This window comes from Pseudochryseolinea flava, from assembly GCF_003286915.1.
Taxonomy (GTDB): Bacteria; Bacteroidota; Bacteroidia; order Cytophagales; family Cyclobacteriaceae; genus Ohtaekwangia; species Ohtaekwangia flava.
Genome location: NZ_QMFY01000010.1, coordinates 193445 through 219193, shown reverse-complemented (window position 1 = coordinate 219193; position 25749 = coordinate 193445). Strand labels below are relative to the sequence as shown.

At 40.2% G+C, this 25749-nt stretch carries 20 protein-coding genes; 9 read left to right on the top strand and 11 right to left on the bottom strand.

The window, feature by feature from the left end:
* Window positions 1-297: 297 nt before the first annotated feature.
* The 3 genes from DQQ10_RS18940 to DQQ10_RS28435 all read right to left on the bottom strand — a co-directional run bounded on the left by DQQ10_RS18940 (window position 298) and on the right by DQQ10_RS28435 (window position 3795).
* The gene (locus DQQ10_RS18940) at window positions 298-2631 is read right to left on the bottom strand and encodes a DEAD/DEAH box helicase (RefSeq protein ID WP_112748485.1); all 2334 of its coding nucleotides are present in this window, start codon (window positions 2629-2631) and stop codon (window positions 298-300) included.
* Window positions 2618-3211 (bottom strand): hypothetical protein, encoded by a 594-nt coding sequence (locus DQQ10_RS18935; protein WP_133259702.1) that lies wholly within the window; start codon window positions 3209-3211, stop codon window positions 2618-2620. Before DQQ10_RS18935 ends, DQQ10_RS18940 begins: the two co-directional genes overlap by 14 nt.
* A 347-nt stretch (window positions 3212-3558) precedes the next feature.
* Window positions 3559-3795: a helix-turn-helix domain-containing protein gene (locus DQQ10_RS28435; protein ID WP_394341986.1), complete on the bottom strand. Its 237-nt coding sequence runs from the start codon at window positions 3793-3795 to the stop codon at window positions 3559-3561.
* A gap of 465 nt (window positions 3796-4260) precedes the next feature.
* Here DQQ10_RS28435 and DQQ10_RS18920 point away from each other — a divergent pair, with 465 nt between their 5' ends.
* On the top strand, window positions 4261-5085 hold the full coding sequence (locus tag DQQ10_RS18920; RefSeq protein ID WP_112748481.1) for a HEPN domain-containing protein: 825 nt from the start codon (window positions 4261-4263) through the stop codon (window positions 5083-5085).
* A gap of 144 nt (window positions 5086-5229) precedes the next feature.
* A complete protein-coding gene (locus DQQ10_RS18915) occupies window positions 5230-6189 on the top strand; it encodes a hypothetical protein (protein ID WP_112748480.1) in 960 nt (319 codons plus the stop codon).
* A 606-nt stretch (window positions 6190-6795) separates the two neighbouring features.
* On the opposite strand, the gene DQQ10_RS18905 is transcribed toward DQQ10_RS18915, so the two are convergent.
* From DQQ10_RS18905 to DQQ10_RS18870, 8 genes are all read right to left on the bottom strand, one after another.
* Entirely contained in the window at window positions 6796-7263 is a 468-nt protein-coding gene (locus tag DQQ10_RS18905; RefSeq protein WP_112748478.1) for a JAB domain-containing protein, read from the bottom strand.
* A 219-nt stretch (window positions 7264-7482) separates the two neighbouring features.
* Window positions 7483-8472: a relaxase/mobilization nuclease domain-containing protein gene (locus DQQ10_RS18900; protein ID WP_112748477.1), complete on the bottom strand. Its 990-nt coding sequence runs from the start codon at window positions 8470-8472 to the stop codon at window positions 7483-7485.
* Window positions 8447-8803 (bottom strand): plasmid mobilization protein, encoded by a 357-nt coding sequence (locus DQQ10_RS18895; RefSeq protein WP_112748476.1) that lies wholly within the window; start codon window positions 8801-8803, stop codon window positions 8447-8449. Before DQQ10_RS18895 ends, DQQ10_RS18900 begins: the two co-directional genes overlap by 26 nt.
* 183 nt (window positions 8804-8986) lie before the next feature.
* Window positions 8987-9310, bottom strand: a complete 324-nt coding sequence (locus DQQ10_RS18890; protein WP_112748475.1) for a hypothetical protein — start codon at window positions 9308-9310, stop codon at window positions 8987-8989.
* A 2-nt stretch (window positions 9311-9312) separates the two neighbouring features.
* Window positions 9313-9834, bottom strand: coding sequence for a hypothetical protein (locus tag DQQ10_RS18885; RefSeq protein WP_112748474.1), 522 nt, complete (start codon window positions 9832-9834; stop codon window positions 9313-9315).
* A gap of 3 nt (window positions 9835-9837) precedes the next feature.
* Complete coding sequence (locus DQQ10_RS18880; RefSeq protein ID WP_112748472.1) at window positions 9838-10524, bottom strand: P-loop NTPase family protein; 687 nt, start codon at window positions 10522-10524, stop codon at window positions 9838-9840.
* A gap of 22 nt (window positions 10525-10546) precedes the next feature.
* Window positions 10547-11464 carry a toprim domain-containing protein gene (locus DQQ10_RS18875; RefSeq protein ID WP_112748470.1) on the bottom strand — a complete coding sequence of 306 codons (918 nt, stop codon included), beginning with the start codon at window positions 11462-11464 and terminating at the stop codon, window positions 10547-10549.
* A 305-nt stretch (window positions 11465-11769) separates the two neighbouring features.
* Window positions 11770-12078, bottom strand: coding sequence for a helix-turn-helix domain-containing protein (locus DQQ10_RS18870; protein WP_112748467.1), 309 nt, complete (start codon window positions 12076-12078; stop codon window positions 11770-11772).
* Between the two features lie 929 nt (window positions 12079-13007).
* On the opposite strand from DQQ10_RS18870, the gene DQQ10_RS18865 reads away from it, so the two are divergent.
* The 7 genes from DQQ10_RS18865 (at window position 13008) to DQQ10_RS18830 (ending at window position 25724) form a co-directional block, all read left to right on the top strand.
* Window positions 13008-13346, top strand: a complete 339-nt coding sequence (locus tag DQQ10_RS18865) for a HipA N-terminal domain-containing protein (protein WP_112748497.1) — start codon at window positions 13008-13010, stop codon at window positions 13344-13346.
* Window positions 13347-13892: 546 nt separating this feature from the next.
* A complete protein-coding gene (locus tag DQQ10_RS18855; RefSeq protein WP_245970473.1) occupies window positions 13893-14186 on the top strand; it encodes a helix-turn-helix domain-containing protein in 294 nt (97 codons plus the stop codon).
* Window positions 14179-15441: a type II toxin-antitoxin system HipA family toxin gene (locus DQQ10_RS18850; RefSeq protein WP_112748459.1), complete on the top strand. Its 1263-nt coding sequence runs from the start codon at window positions 14179-14181 to the stop codon at window positions 15439-15441. Before DQQ10_RS18855 ends, DQQ10_RS18850 begins: the two co-directional genes overlap by 8 nt.
* Before the next feature lie 128 nt (window positions 15442-15569).
* Window positions 15570-15818 carry an Arm DNA-binding domain-containing protein gene (locus tag DQQ10_RS18845; RefSeq protein ID WP_112748457.1) on the top strand — a complete coding sequence of 83 codons (249 nt, stop codon included), beginning with the start codon at window positions 15570-15572 and terminating at the stop codon, window positions 15816-15818.
* Between the two features lie 51 nt (window positions 15819-15869).
* Window positions 15870-16130 (top strand): helix-turn-helix domain-containing protein, encoded by a 261-nt coding sequence (locus tag DQQ10_RS18840; RefSeq protein WP_245970472.1) that lies wholly within the window; start codon window positions 15870-15872, stop codon window positions 16128-16130.
* 395 nt (window positions 16131-16525) lie between these two features.
* Complete coding sequence (locus DQQ10_RS18835) at window positions 16526-19840, top strand: RHS repeat domain-containing protein (protein ID WP_112748455.1); 3315 nt, start codon at window positions 16526-16528, stop codon at window positions 19838-19840.
* Between the two features lie 43 nt (window positions 19841-19883).
* Window positions 19884-25724, top strand: coding sequence for a DUF6443 domain-containing protein (locus DQQ10_RS18830; RefSeq protein WP_165824012.1), 5841 nt, complete (start codon window positions 19884-19886; stop codon window positions 25722-25724).
* Window positions 25725-25749 lie beyond the last annotated feature (25 nt).

The window sequence follows — 25749 nt, the reverse complement described above, 5'->3', positions numbered from 1 at the left end:
GGGCGTTCCTGTTGAAATGTGGAATACTCCCTGCCGCACAAGCCGACACCGAGTATCCAACATTCCAACAAGGCAATTATCACGACAATTATTAATTTTGAGTGTAGCTACTCAGGGGAAGCTTACGGCTAAACATACAATACTTGGGCCAACTACAGCAAGCATTTCGGCGCTGTAGTTTTTCTGTAATACGTGATACGCTTTTAAGAAGTCATCGGCTTGCATCCGTAATTGTAAAGACATATTCATCGTAATATGATTCAGTGAAACAAAAACTAAGTACTATTTAACTGGTTACTAAACAAACCTTTCAATCAATCGGTACTGCTCTGGGTCCAATTCTTCAATTGTTTCTAGAAATTCTATGGCATTCTCATCTATGTGTTTTACATGATTTTTGATCCATTGGACATCCTCAAGATCGAATCCGTATCGAAGCAGCCAAATTTCGATAGGATCGTTTGTACCGTATTCGACGATGTTTCTCATTACTCTGGCGCGGTTATCTTGAAAAGACTCGGCAAAAATTGTGAATGCCGCTGTTAGTGGTTTTGAAAGACATTGGGAAATTACCTTGTCTATATAGTCATATGTATCGTATACGAGTATATCATATGAAAGCTCTTTAACTGACGTGCCTAGTTTGAATAACGGTAACGCTCGGAAAGTTCGATCCGGAATTGGATGGGCTTGTGGACTATAGACAATTTTAAGATCTTCCAGACGTTTTGATGCCTCGTTTTCTGTAATGCGACGTTGTTTTAAGTCTGAATATATTTGTCGTTGCTTATCTTTTTGGGACAAGTATGCGTGTCTAAGAGATACAATTTCTTTGAATGACTTTCCTTGAATTCGCCACAATAGAATTGGAATCGCTGTTCCAAGGATTGCCATTTCGGCTGTCGTTAACTCACTTCGACGAAGATGGCTTACAAAAATTTTTTTGAACGCTGCTCCGATCTTGTCTCGAGTTCCCTTATAGATTTTATAGTAATCCGTGCCGCTTATAATTGCATCTTTAACGAAAAGATTGTTGAGCACAAATTGAATTTCGCTTGATAGGTCAGCATCTTTTATCCTTTGTACTTGGCTTTTTGTTAATTGGAGCTCGTCGTCAAATGTATAATTTTGAATAGCCTCTACAACATCCTTCATATCTTCTGGCACGTCTTTGATATTCACGTCAAGTTTAGACGACTCTTCCAGGAATGAAGGTTCAATCATTCGTTTCGTAAACAGCTTCTGGTTGCGCTCCTCTACGATAACATACCCGTAATTGAACTCATTATTTTTGTCACTCCTACCAGCTCTCCCAATTAAGTTCTTTAACCCTAGGTTCTTTTGCTGCTCCGTACCTGAGAATCGGAAATTACTTATCCAAACGACATCAAAAGGCATGTTGATCCCTTGCGCGAGTGTCGCGGTAGAAAAGCACATTTTTGCAAAATTATTATTTACAAAGTCCTCAACAAAAAGCCTTGCTTTTAGCGGCATGGAGCCGTGGTGAATGACTATACCTTTTTCCATCATTTCAATCAACAGTGACTTTTTAGGTCCAGATTTTGTTGCCCCAATATATGTCTGTAATCGGTTAATTAATTGTCTAGCTTTTCTAATCTTAACCCGTCCACACAATCGGACGTAGTCATTGAAATCGTCTAGAAAAACGCCAGAGTATATTTTATTTTTGGAGGTGTATATTAAAACGGTTCCTTTACTCTTTAGCTTTTCAACAACTACATTTTGGTTACTTCGCACTGTCGAAATACCCTGATTTTGCTTGAACGGCGAGAAAAATTTAAAGTTATTTTCTCTTACACTTAGGTATAGTTTGCCGACAGAATTCTGACTAAAACTTTTATAGTCAGCAGTTTTAATAATGTTGTGTTTTGTTAATTGAGCTTCTGGGTTTTGTATAAATGGGTGGGTGAAAATTTTCTTAGCTGTAGGGTATTCTCTCACTGTTCTTCTAACCAAGGAATCAAAACGCATCCCTCTTATCGGTTCGTCTGATAATTGAGCTTCATCAAATAGTAGAAGTTCGATATCTAACATAGATTTGTGTTTGAACAGCTCGTCTCCTCTTTCGGGAGTAATTATAAAAATCCTTCTATCAGTCTTTTTTAAATTGACTAGATCAACAAACTGCAATACAAGCACTGTGTTGTCCACAATCTTAAGAACTTCATGCATGTATTCGGTAATAAGAGCACGAGACGGAAGGACAATTATTATGTCTCGCTTAGCATTCTTTATTAATTCTCTAAATAAAAATGATTTCCCAGAACTCGTCGGTGCTGAGAATGAAAAGTAGAGGCGTTCTTTAATCGACTTAAACGCTCTTGCCTGAATTGGCGTAAAGTTTCTACCCGTTTCCTTCTTAATTATTTCCGAAAAATTAAAATAGAACTCTTCCAACATCGTGCCTGGGGCGCGTGTCTTATAAAAAAGGCCGAGCAAAAAAAGTAGTTTATTCTCGTGTTTAAGAAACAGACTTGGGTGAAATCTCTTGATAAATGAAAGGGTTTCCAAATCTTTCAAATGAACCGGCCCTTCACTATGGATTCTCCTTAGCGTTTCAATCAAAGTCAGTTCAGGCGGCCCCCCTATTATTACATTATTTAGGCTCATATTTTATGCCAACTAGGTATAACTCTGCATGGCATAGCAATGCATTTATATTTTCAGATTTGAGAGCTGTATTGAATATTTGGCGATGTCTCTTTCCATTGAGGGAGAAAGCAGCAACATAGGCTTTGTGATTCGCTATCACATTCTGTACCGATGATTGTCTCGCAAATCTTCGTAGATCACTTAAATCCATTTCATCCTTTTTTGCTTTGACAAACGCGGCGATCTGATCTAGCGCAATTGTATGCGGATTTTTGCTGCTGCTGAATTTCGATTCCCCAAATACAATTAAGTCGTCGGGACTTTCGGTATGAAAATCGAAGCCAGCATTACCAACAATACGTTCTTTCCAAAGTTCCGCCAATGGCAGTGGGACATGCTTATATACTTTTTCAAGAGCCTTGGTGGCAGAATATGATATCAGGTACTCGCCAAACTCTTCAGTAAGTTTGGTACTGACGTTAGAGAAAATTTCTTTGATTAATCTATCAACTGTTTGCTGTGATTTTGCCCGATAAGAGGCCCTGTCGATAACATCCAACTTTGTAATCCAATTGTCATTGGAAATGTCGGCAATCATCCGTTTTGCTTTGTCACTTATTTCGTCGACTGTGACGAGGATTGAACATACCTTGCAATTCGTTGTTTTGCCTAAGGCCTTCAAGTCCTCGGTACAATAAAAAGTAATTGTCACCGGCCAAAAGTTTAATTAAGAAACGTTAAAAAATATGCTTCCGCAGGTTGAAATCCCAGTGGGCTCGGTGATCTTCAGATCGGGTGGGGCAGGGACCTCAATTAAATCTAGTGAAACTTTTTGACGATTTTGGTATTTTAAAAAACAAAAAACGCTTCCGCTGCCCTTATAACTTCAAGAGAGTGCTTCCAGCGACTGGGATTGTTCATGCTTTGACAAAAGATGATCTAGGCCTAAAACCCCACTAAGTCTTTTAGGGGGATCTCCAGGGCATCCGCCAAAGCCATTAGTGAGGCAATTGTCGGGTTCGTTTTTCCCGCCTCAATTTCATTAACGCTACTGTACGGGATTTCGGCGTCGGCGGCAAGTTGCTCCTGGCTAATACCATATGCCTCTCTCACGGAACGAATGTGCTTTCCAAGTTTTATGAGCTGTTTCTGGTAACGTATTCTTATCTGTTGTTTTGCCACATTCAAAAGAACAGATAAAAAAAATTCAAGGTATAGGCTATTACCTATGGCTTTTTTGGCTATTATTGTATAGGCTATTCCCTATGACGGTTCTGCTAAGAACGGAATCGTTTAAAATAAATATGATTACATGACCTGTAGTATTATATCCGAAAGTCGCTTGGCAAGTCATAAATCGATAACGATATATCTTATTGAACAGCAACTGAAGAGTAAAAGGTTTTTTGATGATGTGGAAAGCATAGGTCTGGGATGCTACGATTTTCAACCCAATCTTGATCATCTCATATTGAAGAATTTGGCATTAGATGACGGATCGGACAATACATTTGAGCTGTATTCCCAGGTAATGCACAAACATAGCCAACTGTTGAAGCCGAATTTTAAAGCAATTCATAATCGATCTAGAAAAGCTTATAGTGACCTTGTTGCTTTAAAAAGAAGGGTGGCAAAAACAAAATAGTTATGAACCTGCCCCACTTAAAAACGATTGAACTTCGTTCGGTCATAAGTGACCTTGTGAAAGAGATCACTCCAAAAGCTATTGTTTGCTTTGGCTATGCATCACGCGCCATAGAACACATTAGCTGCTTTCAAGTCTTTTCTTCAGAACATCATCATTATGATTTGTTATTTGTGCAATCAAGCACCACGTTGTACAGAGACCATGAAATTGTTGACCTTATCACAAACCGATTTTCAAGCGACATATCCGTTAACGTACTTTCACACAGTGTGAATTCAGTTCGGCTAGCATTAAAGGAAGGCGATCCTTTCTTTTCGAAGATATTTAATGAAGGAAAAATTCTCCACTGCGAACAAGATGCTCAACTTAATATTAACGAAAGAAATCAAACCCAGTCAAACGATGAACCGAAACAGAGGAAGGACTACGAAAGGTCGTTCGCGCTTTCGGAAAGTTTTCTTGAGCTAGCTTCGGAAGCGCTTGGCGGCAATCGTCATGACATTGGATTATTTCTTCTTCACCAGTCGATTGAGCAATTGTGTATCGCCTCGATTAAAGCACACCTCAAGTATCGGCCTACGACGCATAACATTTTAAGATTAATCTCGCTGGTAAGCTGTTACATTCCCGCTGTAAAGGATGTCTTTCCGTGTAACACGACCGATGAAAAAGAGCTATTTGAGTTTTTGAAAAATGCCTATTCCGATGTACGATACAAATCGTGCTATAGAGTGCCCCCGCATATTGGATTTTCATTACTAGTTAGGGTGACTGAATTCAAAACTTTGGTCGAATCACGGTATAAGCTAAATAGCTCGGTTTAAGTGAAAGAGAATCTTCTAGTAATCGTTTTTCCGCTGGCTGTAGATTTGACGGTTTTTGTGACAGAGGACAGGTAACCCCTTAAGATTTGAGATGGCTTTGAACTTAACTATATTTACCCGCTAGCCCGTTTAATCAATGTTGTTATGGAGGAAAATTTTACAGAGGTACGTTATCAACTTTTTACGTTGCAATTCACGCCGTTAAAGAATATTTCTTTAAGTAGTAAGGATATCACTTTCAATATAATCACCTATATATCCAACAAATTGCTTAACGAAAAGCAAGGACACCTTATAGATAAACACGAGTCGAGACAAGGAAATCGGAGAGAGATTTTCATGAATCGTGCGGTAATAATGCATAAAGAAAAGCGAATTCGTTGTTCAATCGCGCTTCTTAGGGGAGGGAAAGTTCCGCTAATTAAACCTAAAGAAGAATATAAATTAGTCCCAATCTCGGAAGCTATCACCGGAAGCATCGCGGAGGAGACCCATTTTTTCATTGACTATTCAAAGCACTCCGTCGTTATCTGTTGTGAATATAATCATCACGGACCGAGAATCACAGACATTGAATTTTACTTTCGCAATGTCGCTCACAAGGTACTTCGCCAAAGCAAATCAACCGAAGTCAGCGCCTTTTTAGAAGCTCCTATTGATGAGACACTTAAAAAGTTAAAAAATGTCCTCAATATCGACATTAAGGTTGTACCAGAAGATTTAAGTAAATTAACTCCAGACGTTAGTAATAAATATTTTACCGGCCTGAGAACACTTGGCGCAGTTCTCAATCCTAAGTTTCTTAGGATTGAAGCATATTTCCAATCACCAGGGGGAAGCATCCAAAGCAAAGCGTTGAATTCGAATGCGCTTAATATGATCAAAGATCTTTTAAACAAAATTAAGGGTAATAGAGTAGATGTTGATGCATTCAAATCGTTTATGTTTAAATATGAAGACATTGATGGCAAAGAGGAGGTCTTTAATTTGTTAAGTGGCAAAAAGGAAATCGTTTTGCAGGTTGATATGAAGGAAATTACAAAAGCGAGAAAATGGTATGATCTTGTAAAACCACAGCTAGATGACTTTATAGCGACAATATGATACTTGACATATATTTTCGAAGACCTGTCTTTTATGACTATTTGCTTGCGTTTTGCACGATACTAGTCCTCTCTGTTTTTTTAATAAACGGTAAGGTGTCATTGCCGAAGGCGGAGGATTCATATTCTTTGACCGGCGATCTGACAAATATCGCTTTGACCCTGATCGGCTTTATACTAACTATTTTAACTGTTTTTATCACTTTTAAGGACAACTCAAATCCCACGTCTGCAGGTACTGATGAACCCCTATTTAAAAGATTTTTTTCAACCGGATATTATTTCGAGACCATAAAGCATCTAAAGAATTGTATTAAATCCATTGCCCTTGTTGCTGCATGTGGATTTGTAGTCAAAATGTTTTTTCCGATTGAAATTAGACTGTACCTTTTTTTTTACAATATCGCAGCTCTCATTATCATAATGTTGACAGTCTATCGGTGCCTGCTTATTTTGGGAAAGATTCTGGAAATGCAGAGGCCGAAATAGTTTTTACATCTACAAACGCAATTCCATTTTCTTTAACACAAAAGCTAGTGTAATGTTAGGATACAATCTGATGAAGGCGAATCGGATTTTAAAATAGTTCACGGAGACGTTCAGAACGTCATATTAACCCTTCGTCAGCAAATGAATAGTAGTTTTCACTTGTCAGTATGATGTGGTCGAGAACCTGTATCTCCAAAATTTTACTACCTTCCTTTATCTTTCTGGTTAATTCAATGTCTGCCTGACTCGGTGTAAGATTGCCAGAAGGATGATTGTGGCAAAGTATAATTCCAGAAGCACCAGCCTTCAGCGCTGCAACAAAGATTAGCTTTGGATCTGCGACAGTACCACTCATCCCACCGGTAGAGAGTTCAAAGATTCCGAGAACTCTGTTTGCTCTATTAGTGAACATCACTTTAAACTGTTCTACCAGTTCAATCTTAGACAGATCCCATGAGTGCATAAGGACCACGCTGCTGTCTTTTGAGCCTGTAAGTTTAGGTCGCAAAGAAGGCTTAACATTCGTTTTGTACGATAGCTGAATTTCTGCCACCTGAAGTGTTGATTGATCAATTTTGTTTTCCATAATCGTAAGAATTAATTATGGCACTGACCAAAGCGTAGGGTAGCCGCGCTGTCAAAAGGAAAAGGAATAAATTTGAAGATGAACACTTAGCCGAAGGCACAATGAATTTTATGCCGGAAGCTTTTGACAGCGCGTGTCATTGCTACCTGTAGCATCTTTGTGTCAGAATTAATTCTTATGATTTGAAAACTACAATCAACCACTCAAGTGGCGAACTAGCTATTGAATCCTTTTCCATCGCCTTCTTTTCGACTTTAGCTTTAATGTAGCTGCCGGGTCAAGACCGGCATCGTCGTTTATTTGAAAAAAGCTTTGGTGAGGCGCGGCACTAGTGGACGTATCGAACGCTGATTTCTTCTCGCTTTTGGAATACTCTCGACCTGTAATTGCTTGAGAACTACTTTGAGCGCCCTGGGTATTTATTCGCAAAACAGAAATTAAATCCCGTTCCGCGTTATAGTCAATCTTTTCTTTCAGTTTCGTCCATTTAAATTCTGCACCCAGCTTAGAACCGGTGATTGTAAACCCATTGGTTGAATATGAAATGCCACTGATGTAACCCGTCTTTGCAATGTTGAATTTTGTTTTAACTCCTCGTTTCTCTAACCCTTCAATGAATTCTGATAACGTTTGGTGATTCTTTGCTTGAAGTACTTCCCTAATGTTTTGCTGCATTTTCAGCTTATGTGACGGCGCATTGGTCCGCTTCATCATCTCTAGTTCGTCTTTGGTCGGAGCGCGTCTAACAGCCTTTTTGCTTGAAGCAACTTCAGTGAGATTGTATTTCTTTTCAAGGTACCGAAGCACCTTCTCACTTCGTGCATAATCATTACTATCGCTAAGCACTTTCCCGTCGTATCCGATACGATTCACCAATATGTGAAGATGTGGATGATTGGCGTCATGATGCCTAAATATGATATACTGATGTTGATCGAATCCCAAGGACGCTAAATAGTCAAGTGCAATCCGCTTCATTGTTTCATTTGAAACAACTTCGTGTGGCGGAAAGTTAATGGACGTATGATAGAAGAACTTTTGAAGATTGGGCCTGAGAACTTTGACAATTTGTATTTCCTTCATAATTGACTGCTCGTTAACGCGCACAAAAGTGTGGCCTAGAATTTCCGCTACACCTTTTTCAACCTTTTCCAGGTTATAGCGCAAAGCTCCACGAAATCCTTTACCCTTGATCTGGTTGCCGGTCATCCAATAGCACGTTTAACGTTTTTTTGAGCAGTGCAGAAAGTTCAACTTGAACGGAATAGATTTCTGCTGGATGATCACCTTGGTTAATCTTGTGCGTGATTTGGTTAAGGTTGACACCTATTTTATTCAGTTCCCGATAAAGGTTGGCATGAATGGGTGATAACTTCGGTTTTGGAAATTTTCCTGTGAACACAATCTTTCGAACAAAATTAGCGGTGGACATGCCACTGGCTTGAGCGAAGGCTACAAGCTTGGCATTCTCAGCTTCAGTGATTCTAATGTTCACTTGAATAATTCGTTTATCATTATCGTTTATCCGGGGTCTTGACATGCTTTGAAACCGAACGCAGTGATAAGGTTATAATTTAAGTAAGCTGGACAAGCCGTTTGAGCGTAGCGAAAACATGGCTTGCTCCGTAAAAGCCAGTACAAATAGACGAATGACGTAAGCTGTACTTAATGTTTTTTTGTTTGCTCATGTTTGAATTTGATTTACGTTCATTTACGATGTTGATCATTTCTTTTGCGGAACGTTGATCATTATTGGACTTGTTTGACCTTCTTTCAGCTCATGAGCATCTTTGAAGATTGACGGTGGGTTTGTGACGCGAGGTGCCAGCGTTGGGTTCTTCTTCCTGTACCTGGAGATAGCGCGCGCCAGACTAAAGTAGCTTAGCTTGATGGTCGCGCCACACTCTTGTTGCAAATCCTCTTCGATGATTGTTACGGCCATTGTTTTGCTTAAAGGCAAGATTTGAGACCCATACAATTCAACCAGCAGATTGTACGCGCCCCGTCTTTTCTCTTTCAAGAATCGTATAATGAGTTTTTTATCCATTGTTATTTTCTGCCCAGGAAGATTCGAACAGTTCTTTTATTAATTCTGACATATTCATAGAAATGCTTCACTGAATCAGCTTGTGCTTCGGTCAAATCAATGAAGTAAGATCCACCGGCATTTTTCTTTACATTGGCCGCAATCTGATTTAGGTTGTCTCTACTCGCAACAATAGTTCGTGCTCGATCAACCTCGGAACAAAGTGACCAATACCAAATTGAAGCCGTAACTAACGCAATGAGTAACCCGCCGCACAAAATCCACTTGAGCGCAATTGCAAGTTGAAACCTCCATGCTTCGCCAGCATGGTTGAAATGAAACACTTTGGGATTTAGATTCAGTACCGCTTTGTCAATTCGCTCGGCAATAAGTTGATTGGACTGGTATACCCGTTCCATCTCTTTATGGATAATATAAACCGCCGGAAGAACGGGGTCGTTCGCGTCGAACTGAATACCGTGTTCTTTCAGAATTGATGCGCAATAATTTCGCAATGCATGGATTTCCTTGTCAGTCATTGCCATACCCTATAGCTTTAAATTCTTGATCGACTTGTCGAAGTACACGGTGATGAAGGGACTGACCTTCGAAAGTCCTTGTCCCTCCCGCAACACCATCTCGATATTTCGCATTGCTCTATCGTTTTTATCGGGCGAAAGATCAAAAGGGATCAATGGAATCTTATGTTTCGCCACATAGTCCGATAAAACATCTTGCTGGCTCGTGGTGCATGGGAACATTCCGTTATATGCTGCTATGATTTCTATACACCCTTGTACGGATGTTACCAGTTCAACTAAATAGGACATTGTCGCATTAAAGATATTTGCACCACCAATCACGCATACCAATTGCAGCTGAATGTTATTGTCGCTTAGCAACTTTACTGTAGCCTCAAGGTCGTTACACACAAAGAACTTCGGTAGCTGTTCAGATAAACTCGCGCCCAGGTCAGCAATAAATAACTCGTGGTCGACTGTTGAAATACTGCGAAATAACTCCATGAATGTTCCTCGATCAATCCGTTGTGTCGTCGGATCAAGGAATGGAATTAGAGTAGGATTTCGATAAGCCAATTGTTTTGACGTGGTTCTGTTGGCATCGTCAAGGTCAAGGATTATGGCATCCTGGTATTTTTCTGCGAGTATGAATGTCAGTAAAGATTTACCCGCACCACCTTTGGCCTGGGTGATAAATTGAATTTTCTTTTTCATGTGATTGTGGCTTATGTGAGTGTTATCTTCTGAGCTTGACCGGTTTTGTTTTCGAAAGACTTTGAGTCATTTTATTTTTGTAATCACTGACGATGAAATCATTGAGATCTTTATGACTTAAATACAAGCCCGAGGCATCTTTGAAAGCAACGCCTTTGTCGATCAGGGCTTTCTTCGCCTCGCTTGCGGCGTTATCATTGTCAAGTAAAAGGTTTACATCTCGATTTTGAAGTAATGGAATTGCACGGCTTAAAAGACGAAGGGAATTGAGTATGAGGAAATCAGAATTATCCCTGAGGGCATTGAGTTCTTGGTTGTCACTTTGGATAAGAGAAAGGAAATCCATAAATCCCTCTAACACGCCAAGCTTTTTACTACCGTCGGTAATGATTGAAATATCTTTTGGCGCTGACGAACCTTTGAACCAATGATTCCGCAGTTCCCATGCACCGGATCTGTTTTGAAACCCTACGGCTTTGTATGCTTTATCTCGAATACGGAAGGCGATTTCTTTGCAGAATTTCTTCGCCGTGTCAGGCATGATTCGACGACCCGACAAATATTGAAGCAAGTCATCACTGTTTAATTCCTGCACGGCAAGTATTTCTAATTTGTTCTCTTGTGGTATGATTAGAGGCGGTTGACGGTGAAAAGAAAATGAATGAACGTCCTGTGAGAGTCGTTCGACAAACTCAGCAAGTGAACATTGTTTTAGTTTTGCTCCCAGATCAATAAGTGTTCCTCCCTCACCGGTGCCATGATCATACCAGAGGTTGAGCTTAGCATTAACTTTGAATGATGGTGTACGTTCCTCTCGGAATGGTGAATAGTACCAATGATCAGCCCGAATAATTTTGACGGGTTGAAAACCAGCACTGGCTAAATAGTCAATGATAGAAAGTGTCTTTGCTTCTGTAAATGATAATTTCTTTCCGCTCATGGCTCGCACAATATTATTCGATGATTATCAGTTCACTTGCTTGAATCGGATGATAGGAAGGCAGGTACCGTATATAACCAAAGCACTGAAGTTCTGTCAGCGTCTTATGATAAGTCGCTCTTGATCGTATTCGTGATGATTTCATGAGCATACTTCGTGAAATGCGACAAGACCTTTCTAGTTTGTTTGAGATCCAAATGCTACAGATTGCGAGTGACAATGAGACATGCACTGGCTTCATGCGACAATCGGAAACCACGCGGCTAATAAAATTTACGAGTTGATCGTACTTATCCATCACTATCCTACTTCGAAGTTTGATTATTCAGGAGATTGTCGATGTCTTCGTACCGGTAGTATACGATACCACCAATCTTTGTAAAAGGAAGCGTTCGATTGATACGGAGCGTTTGCAACGTGCCGTGCGAGATACCAAGCATCTTTCGAACCTCTGCGGAACGTAACCATTGCTTATTTGCGTGGGACGTTGTTGGGGTCATCAAGGATTTTAAATCTTCCAGAAGCGATATTCGAAATGATTCCAGGTCTCCGATTGTTATCAATTGGTCTCGCGATACTCTGCGTTCTTGTTCGTTAATATTTTTTGGTAACATCTTGATTCAATTTTTGGAATTAATTGGCAAAACGATATGTCGTTCCAAGTGAGTCTTTCTCTTCAATATTTTTTAGAATGGCTTTCGAAAAGCTAATGTCACGACAGCGGCACGTCTACCAGCGCTATCGACGATACGAAGGTCCTGGATGCAATTGGATCGGATAGCAATCTTCCAGGAAGATGGTTGTAAAATATTTTCAATCTTGTTCAAAGTTGGTTAGAGCGGCGCATAACAGAATGGAAAGCAGAATTCCATGCTTCAGCCCAGCGGGTCCGATTTCGCATTTTGCGAAATGCGAAAACTAAGAACTGACACAACCGAATTTATGCATAGTCTAAACCATCTCTAGCAACAAGATTTTGGCAAGGCAACTTGCTCGAGGCACAAATACTGTGACTTCTTCATGTTAAGTTTTACATATCGAAAACTTGACATGGTATTCAGCTGTTAAATTTTAGATATACAGCCTGGACTTAATCGGAAATTTTACCGTGAATAGCTGAGTTAGTCGGAAATTTTGCTTGCAGTGCTGAAGTTAATCGGAAGAATTACTCTCCGTTGGAGGATTTATTTAGAGCTAGCTATTATAAATGGCAGAGGTAACGCTGGATAGAAAGCGGATGTTTAAGATAAATGTCTCATTTTTAGTAGTTTGATCGATGTCTCCGACATTCGTGTCGGAGACATCAAGACGGATTTTTTAATCTTTATCTCGGCAACGTATAGCCGGTTTCCGGGCTTGAGGGGAAATACCTAGATGGGATCAACATAAGTATAATGCCTTATTTGGATTATGAATTTAGACCTCGGCAATTTTCCGGTTTTGCGATATGATGCCAGGTTCATGGATGAAATCAGCACACATCGGCAGTATGCGGTTTTACATTATCAATTTTTGGATACTAGCTCAGCAAATTTTCAATCACATGGGACGTAAAGCCGAAGTATATGTTAATGATAATGTCGCTGGTATTTTGGAAAAAGTGAGCTCCCAACTCTTTGTGTTTCGGTACGAAGATTCATATTACAACAGTCCGAAATTCCCAGCCATTAGTTTAACAATGCCTAAGACGCAGCAGGAATATCAATCAAAGTACTTATTCCCTTTTTTCTTTGGATTACTCTCTGAAGGTGACAATAAGGAGTTACAATGTAGACTTTTGCGCATTGATCCAGATGACCACTTTAGTCATTTGTTAGCAACTGCTCACACCGACACGATTGGCGCGGTGACTGTTAGAGAAATAAATAAGTCGCAATCGTAAAGTGCATTATGATGCACTTTGGTGTGCAAGTCATCACACTTGTTCTTCTTAGTGAGTATAAAGTGCGTTTTAATGCACTTTATTATTCTATAACGCTGCGCGTCTTTTTTGACAGCCTCATGTATCCAGGTTTTGATTAAAAAAATGGACATCAAAACGATCTATGTCCATTTTCTCGAAAAAACTGGACATAGGCCTAAAATATGTCCACTCGATTTGCATTTCGCAAATCAGAAGCATGCGGAGATTAGATGTCTTTTTCACCGCAAAATGCAGGATTGGGCAGCATGTTTAAAACCTGTTTTCAGTTTAAATGCGGTGATGCTTTGAGGTCAAAATCCAAGTAAACATTAAAATGTGGCCTGATTTGATGTTTAATACCTTAAAACGGTGTTTTTCTGCCGATGCCCAAGCATAACGCCCTCATTTAAAAGGCTGTTTTGTTCGTTGAATTCGTTATAATGATAAATATTATTATCAAATGAGATATATTTGTTAAATATAATTAACCTTATGCGAACGAGGAAAGTCATATTGTTGCCTAAAATGGAAAAGACGCTTGTTCAGGTAGGCGAGAACATCAAACTAGCCCGACTTAGAAGAAAGCTAAGCACTGAACAAATTGCTGAACGCGCGAATATCAGTAGACCGACCCTTTGGAATATTGAAAAAGGAGCTGGGGGCGTAGCTATAGCCGCTTACGCGCAAGTCCTCTTTGTTTTGGGTCTTGAAAAAGACTTGCTGAAACTGGCGGGGGACGATCCATTAGGAAGAAAACTTCAGGATGCCGAACTCATAGTAAAAGAACGGGCACCGAAAACCTCCAAGAAAAATGGCTAAGAAGGGTGCACATCGAACGATATGTGTTTATGCAGACTGGGTTGGCCTTGGACCGCCAACCTTGATGGGTTTACTTCATTCAACGCTATTGCGAGGAAAGGAGATATTTTCATTCGAATATGACGATGCCTGGCTAAAATCACGAAGCTCGCAGACGCTCGATCCAGATTTAGGCTTTTTTAGTGGGATACAATATCTCAATGATGAAAAACCAAACTTTGGAATTTTCCTCGATTCATCACCTGACCGTTGGGGAAGAACATTAATGGATAGACGCGAAGCTGCAATAGCTCGAAGCGACGGACGACAACCAAAAAATCTTTTTGAAACAGATTATCTTCTTGGAGTTTATGATGGTCATCGCATGGGCGCGATTAGATTTAAAGATTCGCTCGATGGTCCATTCCTAAATAGTAACACAAGCATGGCCACTCCTCCCTGGACATCAATTCGTGAACTTGAGCATGCAAGCTTGAAGTTGGAGGATGGTGGCCATGATGCTGAGAATTTGAAATGGCTAAATCTGCTAATCACTCCAGGCTCTTCTCTTGGGGGTGCACGTCCGAAAGCAAGCGTGTTAGATGAGCATGGAGCGTTATGGATTGCAAAGTTTCCCAGCCTGCAAGATGATCGGGACATCGGAGGTTGGGAAAAAGTGGCTTATGATCTCGCAAGGAATGCAGGTATTAATGTACCAGAATCAGTTACTGGAAAGTTTTACAGTAAGAAGCACACCTTCTTAACAAAACGATTTGATAGGACGTCTCAAGGTGAACGCATCCACTTTGCGTCAGCTATGACATTACTTGGACATACAGATGGAACAAACCATTCATCGGGTGCAAGCTACTTGGACTTAGCTGAGTTTATAATGCAAAATGGAGCAAGGCCTGATGCAGATCTTGAAGAGCTATGGAGACGGATTGTCTTTTATATCTCTATTAGTAATACTGATGACCATTTAAGAAATCACGGATTTCTTTTGACTGACAAAGGATGGACACTTTCACCTGCTTATGATATTAACCCTGTTCCAACAGGGACAGGACTTAGCTTAAACATATCTACTACAGACAACGCGTTGTCAATAGACCTCGCGCTGGAAGTAGCTGAGTACTTTAGAGTTTCTGATGAGAAAGCAACTGAAATTATTAGCGTTATTCAGTCCGAGGTTTCTAAATGGGAGTCAATAGCTGAAAAGGTCGGGATACCGAAAGCTGAGAGGAATGCTATGGCAAGAGCATTCAAGGTCTAAGCAATATGATTTATGAAGATTCAATACTGCTCTGACTTACACCTGGAATTTCCAGTTAACAAAGTACGGCACGGGCAGTTTTCACAGCCTACCCAATTTCCTGCATAACTCTTGAGGAGTAAAGGGAAATGAGACTCACTAGCGTTGATTTCAAAAATGCAAAGCCAGCAAACAAAAAATACAAACTCTCTGACGGAAATGGTTTGTACCTTGAAGTTGTTCCGTCGGGACATCGATACTGGTTTTTAAAATATAGCGTCGCGAAAAAAGAGAAGCGTTTCGGCCTTGGCGTTTATCCACAAGTTTCTCTTTCCGAAGCCAGAGAGAAGTGTAGCGATCAACGCAAGTTGATTAGTAAAAAAAAGTATCAAATATGATGTATCAATTTTGGTGTAACATTTTAGAGAGACACGCAGGAATTTACCTATGTGAAGGAAGAACAGCTTTTAAAGCATCTCGTAGACCAGATGGCCGTGAAATTCACGGAATTGCGCAAAAAGAAAGGCTATACGAGCTATGAAAGCTTCGCGTTCGATCATGAGTTACCACGCATGCAGTATTGGCGTATCGAGAATGGCAAGACGAATATCACTTTAAAGACGCTTTGCAAATTATTGGTTGTGCACAACTTAACGCCAGAAGAGTTTTTTTCAATGTTAAGCAAGAAAGAAACTAAAAGCAGGAAATAATCAACATGTCTCATTACAAAACTCATGTATCAAAGTTGATACATCGTGACAAGTAGTGTCACAAGTTGTCTGGTTTTCCTGACAATTTAAAAAAGGTTATTCAGTGACTTTTTTAAATTCGAGCGGCTATATACTTTTGTGATACCCTTATTTCTAGAGGGTGCGTTGTGCGAAATAGTATCGGTTGGCAAAAAATCGCATCACCACTCGGGAATAAGAGTACGGCTCACCATCATCTTATAACTCTATGAAGAAAACATGATTGTTGTTTCTATGTTATTTTTTGTCTGTATCCATGGGACTAGTAATACAACTAGTTTAACATTGATTCAAAATTAATTTCCATGTTGAGCATCACTCAATAAGCTTTTTGTCAGTTACCCCATTTACATCGTATGAAATTCTTTAACAATACATTTTTAGTACTGCTATTCTTTTTGCAATACTTTTTCTCACACGGGCAAGATTTGAATTTGAATATGAGTGTGAGACCTCCATCGCCAGAAGTTTCAAACCTTGGTAAGTTTCAAGCAGTGCCTGTTGGCCTATATACTGGCATTCCCAAGGTTAGTATTCCTATTCACACTTTAAAGGGCAGATTTCTATCTATCCCAATCTCACTTAATTATCATGCTGGAGGTGTACGGGTGGAGGAGACGGCGTCGATGGTTGGGTTAGGATGGAGTCTATCAGCGGGCGGCGTTGTAACTAGACAGACACGCGGTTTACCTGACGATTTTGGCAACATGGGTTATTTAAGATCTTCCTATAAACCAAGTAACTTTCTAGGGTCAAGCGGTTCTGAAATGATTGCTAAGATCATGGATGTTCTAAATAAACACCTTGATTTAGAACCGGATATTTTCTCCTTCAATTTTGATGGCTATTCTGGCGAGTTCTTTTTTGACGAACAAGGCAATTATCATCTTAAATCGCATCAAGACATTAGGATAGAAATGATTATACCAAATCCAGAAGGCCTTATCAGTGGATGGGTGATTACTACTCCAGATGGAGATAAGTACTATTTTGGTCAAACAATTGATGGTTCAAGATCAGCTGTCGAAAACCCTATATTCACTCTTTTAAATGGTGCTCGAAATGATCCTGAGCCACCTGGAGCGTCATCGTGGTATCTACTTGAAATTGTAAATGCAAACCAAACAGATCAAATTAGCTTCTTCTATAAAGAATATTCTTCTGTTACTTGCTCTTATGGGACTGAGACGATTTTGAACAACGTGGATGGGTATTCGCTCTGTGTAAATAACCATTCAACACCTCTCAACTTTGTAGAGTCAACTGGTACGCACTGGCTTATTGATTCAATTTCGTCTGTGGATGGTTCAATTAAATTTGATAAGAGAATTTCACGCTTAGATTACGCTGGAAGTAAGCGGTTAGATGACATTCTAATATTCGACAAAGATGGAAAAGTCTCAACGAGTTTTAAGCTGTCATATTCCTATTTTAATGCATCCGGTAATAAAGTTTTTACGGATTGCCATATTCAAGAGGACGAACAGATGAAGAGGCTTAAACTTGAATCTGTAACTGAAATCGGAAGAGAAGGTAATAAAAAACCACCATACATATTTGAATACAATGCAACATCGCTGCCCTCCAGGTTTTCTAAATCGGTAGACTATTGGGGGTTTTATAATGGACGGATGAATTCCACGCTCGTACCTGCAATTACATTGAATATTAGAGGAGCGCTTTCAAAATTTGATGGTGGTGATAGAATCCCGGATTTTAATTACGGCGTAGCGGGAACTTTGACAAAAATCCAATATCCGACTGGAGGGTCTGAAGAATTTGAATTTGAACAAAATATCATATCTCCACCGCCGTCGAGTCAAATACCCAGCATAAGCATTCCTGTGCTGCAATATATAGGCGATACTGGCGCCACTACGATTACAGATGATCTTAAGATAGTGGATCAACGCAATGGCTATGTTTGGTTGAATTATAATTTTACCAATACACCTTCTTGTGAAAATAGAGGCTGTGACCTGTACTTTGAAATACAAGGAACTGGCGCGAATAGCGATTTCTTATTTAAAGATAAAATGTGGTCTGGTACCGTCAAACTGCTAAATGGCAGATATCGTGTAAAAATATACAATCTCCTTAAAGACCCACTTAAACCATTTAATTTCGAGCGTTTTGAAATGAGATGGAATGAAGTGTCGGAACAAAATGCGGTGCGAGCATATGGTGGTGGAATACGGGTTAAGAAAATCACGACCCGATCCAATGTTGGCCCTCCCGTCGTTAGGAAATATGAATATAATTTTGATACAGGCATACCCAGTGGACGTATAACTGCTAGTCCTCAGTATGGTTACCAACAAACAAAACTTGAAGCGTGTGGACAGTGCCAAATGGTGGTACGAACTTCTTCGAGCAATGTTCCTCTGGCGACAACTCAGAGTGCATATGTCGGATACATGTTTGTGAAAGAAATTTATGGAGAATCTGGAGAAAATGGTTATGCCGAAATGGAGTTCTCCTTCTCACCTGATGACGATGTAGACGCCATTAATTATCCTTTTCCACCGCCTAATTCATTTGAAGTGATGCGAGGTGATTTGTTGGTTAAGAAAGTGTTTTCTGCGACCGGAAGACTGCTCAGGCAAGAACAGAACCATTATCAGACAATGATGAATCCGGCTGATCTATATTTCAGTAATTCTTATGGATTCAGGATCGTTTCAACTCCCAACGGTGCCTGCTTCTCGAGGTATTCTACAACAGGAGTTTGGAAAAAATTGAACGTCACTACGATAAAAACTTTCGGTCAACAATCCACTTTAACTGATAGTACTACATTTCAATACGACCATGCTAGCTTTTATGTTTTTCCAAATAGAGAGGTTAGGTATGAAAGTAATGGAGAAGTTACAACTAAAAGAACAAACTATCCTATGGACGACGCTGCTAATTTTTCATGGACAATGGATGCAACCGCATTGGCTGCTAAGAACGCTATGGTACAAAAATATATGTTATCGGTCCCGTTAGAGCAGAGAATTTTGAAAGGGAATTCAATTGTTCACAAAAGCCGACAGGATTATGTCGTGGTAAATGGCAAAATATTTCCTAAATCGGAATGGCTTGCTGAGAACGGAGGTTCATATTTACTAAAAACGAATTTTGAAAAATTTGATTCGTTTGGCAATGTTAAACAATTTACACCTAGTACATCGTATTCTGAAACTAACATATGGTCAGCAGATGGAACTGAATTAATTGCTTCAGTAAAGAACGCAATATCTGATCAAATTTTTTTCACGGGTTTTGAATCCAATGGAACGGAGGGCGATGCGAAAACTGGGAATCGATTCCACGGAGGATCCAGCTATACGATTCCTGCAGACAAACGTCCCATCGGATCAAATTTACTCATGACATTTTGGTATTTCGATGGAACATGGAAATTTCAGGCAGAAATTCCTTATACAGCAACAATATCTGTTGGCGGGGCAACGCGGTATGATGAGATCAGAGTTTTTCCGCGAGATGCTCAAATAACAACATATGCCTACAGCCCCAGAGGTGAGGTCATCAGTGTAACAGATCTAAACAATCAGACTACATACTATACGTACGATGAATTTGATCGTCTTTTATACATCCAGGATGAGAATAAAAATTTCATTAAAGCATTCAACTACAACTATGTTGAATACCGTGATAAATGATCAAGTGTAGTTGAATGTTTTTTTCAGACCCCAGAATACAGTTATGTCAAATTTTAAAATTGAAGTTCATAAAAATTCAACTTTAATAACAAGGATCGTTTTCCTTTTTGTTGGGTTAGTGATCTCACCACTTATTACCCTGCGTGCGCAGACTGAAGTTCCCAATACGACTTTTACTATTCAATATAACTGCGGAAATACTGTAGTAACGCGTACAACGGCCCCACCGTCGACCTATGATTGGTATTGGCAAACCTCTGCAACGGGAACAAGTACAACTTTAGGGAATACTGCCAGTAAGACAATGTCAGCTACTGGAACTTTGTATCTACGAGCGAGGCTTAAGGCTTCTCCTTTTACCTGGAGTTCGACTTCACAACTGGTAGGTACAGTTGTGGTCTATACCGCCGCCGTGAGCGCTCCTACGAATTCAGTAGGCGGTAGTGTATTTAAAAACAGTTCCATTACCCTTTCTGTGGGGACTGTTTCTGGAGCTTCAAGCTACAGATGGTATACCACGTCATCTGGAGGATCTCCGATTGCCGGTGCTACCGGTAATACTTACACGATTTCTAGTGTTGGTTCGACAACGAATTATTTCGTTTCTACCGTGGCTGGTGGCTGCGAGAGCACATCCCGTAAATCGGTAACTGCGAGTGTCGTTGCTCTTCCTGTGATTACAATAACAGAGAATCCCACAACTAATATGGGAAACAGTGTTACGCTCAGTTTGGATAAGACGTACACTACTTACAGTTGGAGAGATGCTCTGAATAATCAAGTAGCAACGACCGCTACATATCAGACAAATGTAGCGGGAAAATATTCTTGCATGGTATCACGATCAAACGTAAATGGATTCGGTACGTCTGCTCAGATTAGATTGTTCCCAGACGTCGGAGGGCAAGATTTGAACTATATCGTATCCAGTACGGTCCAGATTCCTAATGTAAAAGATCCGTCAAATATTCCGACATTAAACAATTATCAAAAACAACAAATCGTTGAATATATTGATGGGCTGGGAATGCCTATACAATCTGTCAATGTTAGATCGTCGCCTTCAAATTCGGACCTAGTCAAGCCATTGATTTACGATGCAATGAGACGTGAATCGAGAAGCTACTTGCCAATTGCAATGGGTGAAGACGGATGGTTTAAGCAGATAACTTTTGATGCATATGGCAATTATTCGGGAGTATCAAACACAACTTACGCTAATAATCCTAACGGAAAAATTGCACAAGATAGCCGTCCATTTTCAGAAGCTGTATTCGAGTCATCTTCCTTGAATAGAATAATCAAACAGTACAACGCTGGCGCAGCATGGAGTACAACAGGAGCTAATCGGTTTGTTTCGTACAACTATGAAATTAATAATCATGGGACGCTGACTAGTTCAACGGAAGAGAAAGTTGCGATCTGGAAATTGAATGGCGCAGGCATGCCTATTCGTGACAGTGATCCCTATAGATATTATTCATCGAAGCAACTTTATATCAAAATAGTAAGCGATGAAAATGGAAATATTGTCCGCGAATACACCAACAAGGCTGGACAACTTATACTAAGAAAGATACAGGTCGGCTCTGAGGGACTTCAAAATTTGAACAGTAACGATCATTGGGCTTTGGTATATTATATTTATGATGCGTATGATAATCTAAGATTTATCCTTCAACCAGAGCTATCCAAATTAGTTCACTCTACTGAAACATATGTATTAACTCAGACAGATCTTAACGCATACTCGTTTCAATACAAATATGATGTACGAAAGAGACTGGTGGAAAAGCGAATGCCTGGCGCCGACCCAGTATATATGGTCTATGATAACAGGGATAGGTTGGTGCTAACTCAGGATGGGAACCAACGAAAAGACGTGGCGGGGACAGTGAACAAGAAGGAATGGAGTTATATCAAATATGATGCGCTTGACCGCCCCATAATGTCTGGAATTTATACTCACGGTTCCGTTGTTGACCAAGCTGCAATGAGTTCCTTGGTAAGTACCAATTTATTTCATGAAGTATTCAATGGGGTTTCTGCCACACACGGATATACCAGTACTTCGGCACTATTTCCTAGCTCTAATCTAAAGGTTTTGCAGGTTACATACTATGATAATTATTCGTTCAAGACACTCACGACTGGGTTAGACTACATAAATAACGACCTGACAGAGCAAATGTCTTCCGAGTTTCTTCGAGTGAAAGGTCTCGTCACAGGTGTCAAAACAAACATTGTGGGTACGACAAATTACCTCTACACGGCAAATTACTACGATGATAACTATCGCTTGATTCAAGCTGTTGCTCAAAATCATAAGGCAGGAAGAAATAGATCTACATATGTTTTTGATTTTATGGGGCGGTTACAGAAAAGTAAAAGTACCTATCTCGTAAATAGTAAATCCCACTCAATTAGAGATGTTTTAAGTTATGATCACGCGGGCCGTGTGTTGAGTATTAAGCAGTCAATTGATGACGCACCGGAATTAACCGTCGTGAAGAATGAGTATAATGAGATAGGTGAACTTGTCACAAAGAAATTACATTCCAATGACGGCAATAATTTCAAGCAACAGATAGACTATCGTTACAATATCAGGGGTTGGATGACACGCATTAACAGTGCTGATCTGAATGCAAGTGACGGTGGTCCGAAAGACTTTTTCGGAATGGAGTTTGGTTACAACAATGACATAGGAACCGGTACGTTCATACCTCAATACAACGGTAATATTTCTGCAGAAAAGTGGAGTGCCAATCTTGGTTTAGGACTGTCACACCTAAACGAGCCCACGGAGCGAGCTTATACGTTTACTTACGATCCAATGAATCGTCTGAAAGAGGCGAGTTATGCGTTCAAAGCAGGCACCTGGTCTTCATCCCAGGCATATAAAGAAGTAATGAACTATGATCTCAACGGAAATATCGTGACGCTTTCCAGAAGTAATGGGAAAGGGATGAAGATTGATGATTTAGAACATAACTACGGCGTTGCAGGTAATAAAAGTAATCAGTTAAAATCGGTGAACGACTACGGAGTACTGACAAAAGGTGTGCGAGACAGGAACACTTCAGGTAGTGATTTTATATATGATGCCAATGGCAACGTCATTCAAGATAAAAACAAAAACATAAAGGAAATCAGGTATAACGGCTTAAACCTGATCGACCAGATTGATAAGGGTAGCGGAGAAAAAGTAAAATATACCTACGACGCAGATGGCATGAAGTTGTCGGAAGCAATTCATTCTTCAGGAGCGCAATCACTAGTTAAAAATATAGATTATATCGGCCCTCTTGTGTACGAAAATGACACACTGAAATTTATCATACATGATGAAGGAACGGTGATGATACCGAAGGATCAGTCTGGACAAGAGTATCAATACCAGATCAAGGATCATTTAAATAATACTCGTTTGACGTTTACGACTAAAGAGAAAACGGACATCTTTAAGGCAACCTTAGAAGATACGGGTTTGGCTGATCATAATAATCCTCGTGTAAAAGAAATGATGCACTTTGGAAATCTATTCGAAACAGAAATACGAAATGTCAATCAATGGTTGAATCACACAAGTAATTCTAGCGGAAATGCTATTTACTTGGACGGATCAGCAAACAAAACTATCGGACCGTATACGATGATTGAAGTATATCCAGGCGATACGATAAAGATGGAAGTGTTTGCAAAGTTCGAAAAGAAATCTAGTCATAGCACCCTGCCGATTGTTGATTTGATAACCGCATTAGTGTCTCCAGTACAAGCTGCCGCGAACAGTTTTGAAGGAGGTAGCGCTTTGTCGTCCACGGCATTTTCTGAAGCGTTAGGGTCTTTGCTTTTGAATCGTAGCAGCAGCACCGCAGTGCCCGCAGCATACTTAAATTATATTTTATTTGATAAAGATTTTAAAGTGGTTGATATGGGGTTTGATCGCATCGACGCAGCAGCGGGCTTCAATCCGAGCCAGGAGCAGACGGTGGCTTTTGATAATCTGAATCTTCAGAGAGTTATTGACCGTATAGGATACATTTACGTCCATGTGAGTAATGAAAGTCCATCGACGCGTGTGTGGATGGATGATATCAAGATCACTTATGGAATGTCACCAATTGTGCAATTTGAAGATTACTATCCTTTTGGATTATCTCAATCGGAAACAGCAATGCAGCATGGGGATTGCGAATACGAGGGGATGACAACAACAAAGGGAACGGGGTTAAAGGACCTGGGCTTCAGACAGTACGATGCAGCCTTAGGCAGATTCCATTCGGTTGATCCGCTAGCTGAATTGCAAATTGATCAAAGTACTTATCAATACGTCGCGAATAATCCTGTGAATCAGATTGATCTATTGGGGCTGGAGCCAGAAAATAACGGCGAGCCTGGAAAATCGGAAAGAAATAATAAATATAAAAAGAGACAGCGTGTTTCTGAGAGTCAAGGATATAGCCGATACAAACCCAAGAATCGGAACGACCGACAAAAGAACCGTAACACATCGACTGCCAAAAATAGAACAGCGAAATCGAGTAACACAGGGACAGCAGAGAGTAAGAAAAAAACAAAGGATAAAGACGAGAAGTCTACTACAAAAATGGTTGCTCCGATTAAACAGTCTGGTAGTGCCGCTACGGTTCACATGTTGTCCTACGGCCCAAATCCTGCACGAGAAAAATCTGAAACAAGAAGTGATTTACATGACACACCGACTAATCAGGTTAATAACAGTAGACAGCCAAGGTTTGAAAACTCTGTAACACCTCCGCTTAAGAATGATGAGACTGAAAATAGTACTCCTTTGGTTTCCCAGTCTGCGGAAATGCGTGAAAGGACTACGGATGAAGAACAATACAGGCAGTATCTCATTAAGCATCATTCAAACAATGAGGCACGCGCATTGTATGCGCGAATGCTTGTCGGCAGAAATTCCAACTATCAGTCAGATAGATTGAAGGAGAATCTTGGCGCCTCAAGCAATACATCAACGAGTGAGGATGAAATACTTGATGATGATTTGCAGAATGATCCTCCTACTTCCACACCGGCGGAAGCTTTGGCAATCATACCAGCAACGCTTCCACAGAGTCCACATTTTCCAAAAGTTAAACCGGAAGTCTTTTTAGCACAGCTGAGAGAGCGTGTGTCTGAGGGAGGACATGAGGGAACAAATCAAGGTGCAGGAACGAATTTTTGTTGGGCTGCTGCCATTGCAAAGCAAGTTTATGAGAACGACCCGAAAGGTATGGCAGAAGCGATGTTAGGATTATATGAGGATGGAGAGTTCAGTTACGATAACAATAATGGAGGTATGCATGTTCCTGCTGCATCACAGGAAGCTAGAGATGCTGTAGGCGGTGGTACTTTTAATAACAATCAGGATAAAAAGGAGGGCAAGACAATTAATGAACTGGATCAGATGCTATTCATGGAGTTGGCGGATAACTACAAGGGATATACAAACTTAGGTGATGTTGATCCAGGCTATGATCCCGGCGATGAAGAAGGTCTATGGGCTGGATGTGTATTGGATAAAGCCGTAGACGTCTGGAAGGATTTTGGACTTAATATTGAGGTTACAGGTTCTGACTTAGGATGGGCGAACACGGGTGAAAATAAAGTGAACGCTGCAAAAGAGTCTATGAAAAACCATGATTTGGTCTTGTACGTAAACTCTTCTAAGTTTAAGCGTGATGAAGGCGCCAACTGGACGGCTACCCATTACATACATGTAGAATCAATTGAACAAGTTGGTAGTAAATACACAATCACCTATTGGGATTACGGAGCTACCCATGAAGTTACGATGACCGCAGATCAGTTTTTCTGGTCAGTTTATGGTATGATCGAAATTCCGAAGACTAATGAATAACTTAAATAGACGAACTATGATATTA

What these genes read in the sequence shown, in the direction of transcription:
- DQQ10_RS18835 (WP_112748455.1), top strand. Translation starts at nt 16,526, where the DNA reads ATGAAATTCTTTAACAATACATTTTTAGTACTGCTATTCTTTTTGCAA.
- DQQ10_RS18870 (WP_112748467.1), bottom strand. Translation starts at nt 12,078, where the DNA reads ATGTTACCAAAAAATATTAACGAACAAGAACGCAGAGTATCGCGAGAC.
- DQQ10_RS18940 (WP_112748485.1), bottom strand. Translation starts at nt 2,631, where the DNA reads ATGAGCCTAAATAATGTAATAATAGGGGGGCCGCCTGAACTGACTTTG.
- DQQ10_RS18875 (WP_112748470.1), bottom strand. Translation starts at nt 11,464, where the DNA reads ATGAGCGGAAAGAAATTATCATTTACAGAAGCAAAGACACTTTCTATC.
- DQQ10_RS18885 (WP_112748474.1), bottom strand. Translation starts at nt 9,834, where the DNA reads ATGGCAATGACTGACAAGGAAATCCATGCATTGCGAAATTATTGCGCA.
- DQQ10_RS18895 (WP_112748476.1), bottom strand. Translation starts at nt 8,803, where the DNA reads ATGTCAAGACCCCGGATAAACGATAATGATAAACGAATTATTCAAGTG.
- DQQ10_RS18865 (WP_112748497.1), top strand. Translation starts at nt 13,008, where the DNA reads ATGGGACGTAAAGCCGAAGTATATGTTAATGATAATGTCGCTGGTATT.
- DQQ10_RS18850 (WP_112748459.1), top strand. Translation starts at nt 14,179, where the DNA reads ATGGCTAAGAAGGGTGCACATCGAACGATATGTGTTTATGCAGACTGG.
- DQQ10_RS18905 (WP_112748478.1), bottom strand. Translation starts at nt 7,263, where the DNA reads ATGGAAAACAAAATTGATCAATCAACACTTCAGGTGGCAGAAATTCAG.
- DQQ10_RS18855 (WP_245970473.1), top strand. Translation starts at nt 13,893, where the DNA reads ATGGAAAAGACGCTTGTTCAGGTAGGCGAGAACATCAAACTAGCCCGA.
- DQQ10_RS18915 (WP_112748480.1), top strand. Translation starts at nt 5,230, where the DNA reads ATGGAGGAAAATTTTACAGAGGTACGTTATCAACTTTTTACGTTGCAA.
- DQQ10_RS18900 (WP_112748477.1), bottom strand. Translation starts at nt 8,472, where the DNA reads ATGACCGGCAACCAGATCAAGGGTAAAGGATTTCGTGGAGCTTTGCGC.
- DQQ10_RS18880 (WP_112748472.1), bottom strand. Translation starts at nt 10,524, where the DNA reads ATGAAAAAGAAAATTCAATTTATCACCCAGGCCAAAGGTGGTGCGGGT.
- DQQ10_RS18890 (WP_112748475.1), bottom strand. Translation starts at nt 9,310, where the DNA reads ATGGATAAAAAACTCATTATACGATTCTTGAAAGAGAAAAGACGGGGC.
- DQQ10_RS18830 (WP_165824012.1), top strand. Translation starts at nt 19,884, where the DNA reads ATGTCAAATTTTAAAATTGAAGTTCATAAAAATTCAACTTTAATAACA.
- DQQ10_RS18935 (WP_133259702.1), bottom strand. Translation starts at nt 3,211, where the DNA reads ATGATTGCCGACATTTCCAATGACAATTGGATTACAAAGTTGGATGTT.
- DQQ10_RS18845 (WP_112748457.1), top strand. Translation starts at nt 15,570, where the DNA reads ATGAGACTCACTAGCGTTGATTTCAAAAATGCAAAGCCAGCAAACAAA.
- DQQ10_RS18920 (WP_112748481.1), top strand. Translation starts at nt 4,261, where the DNA reads ATGAACCTGCCCCACTTAAAAACGATTGAACTTCGTTCGGTCATAAGT.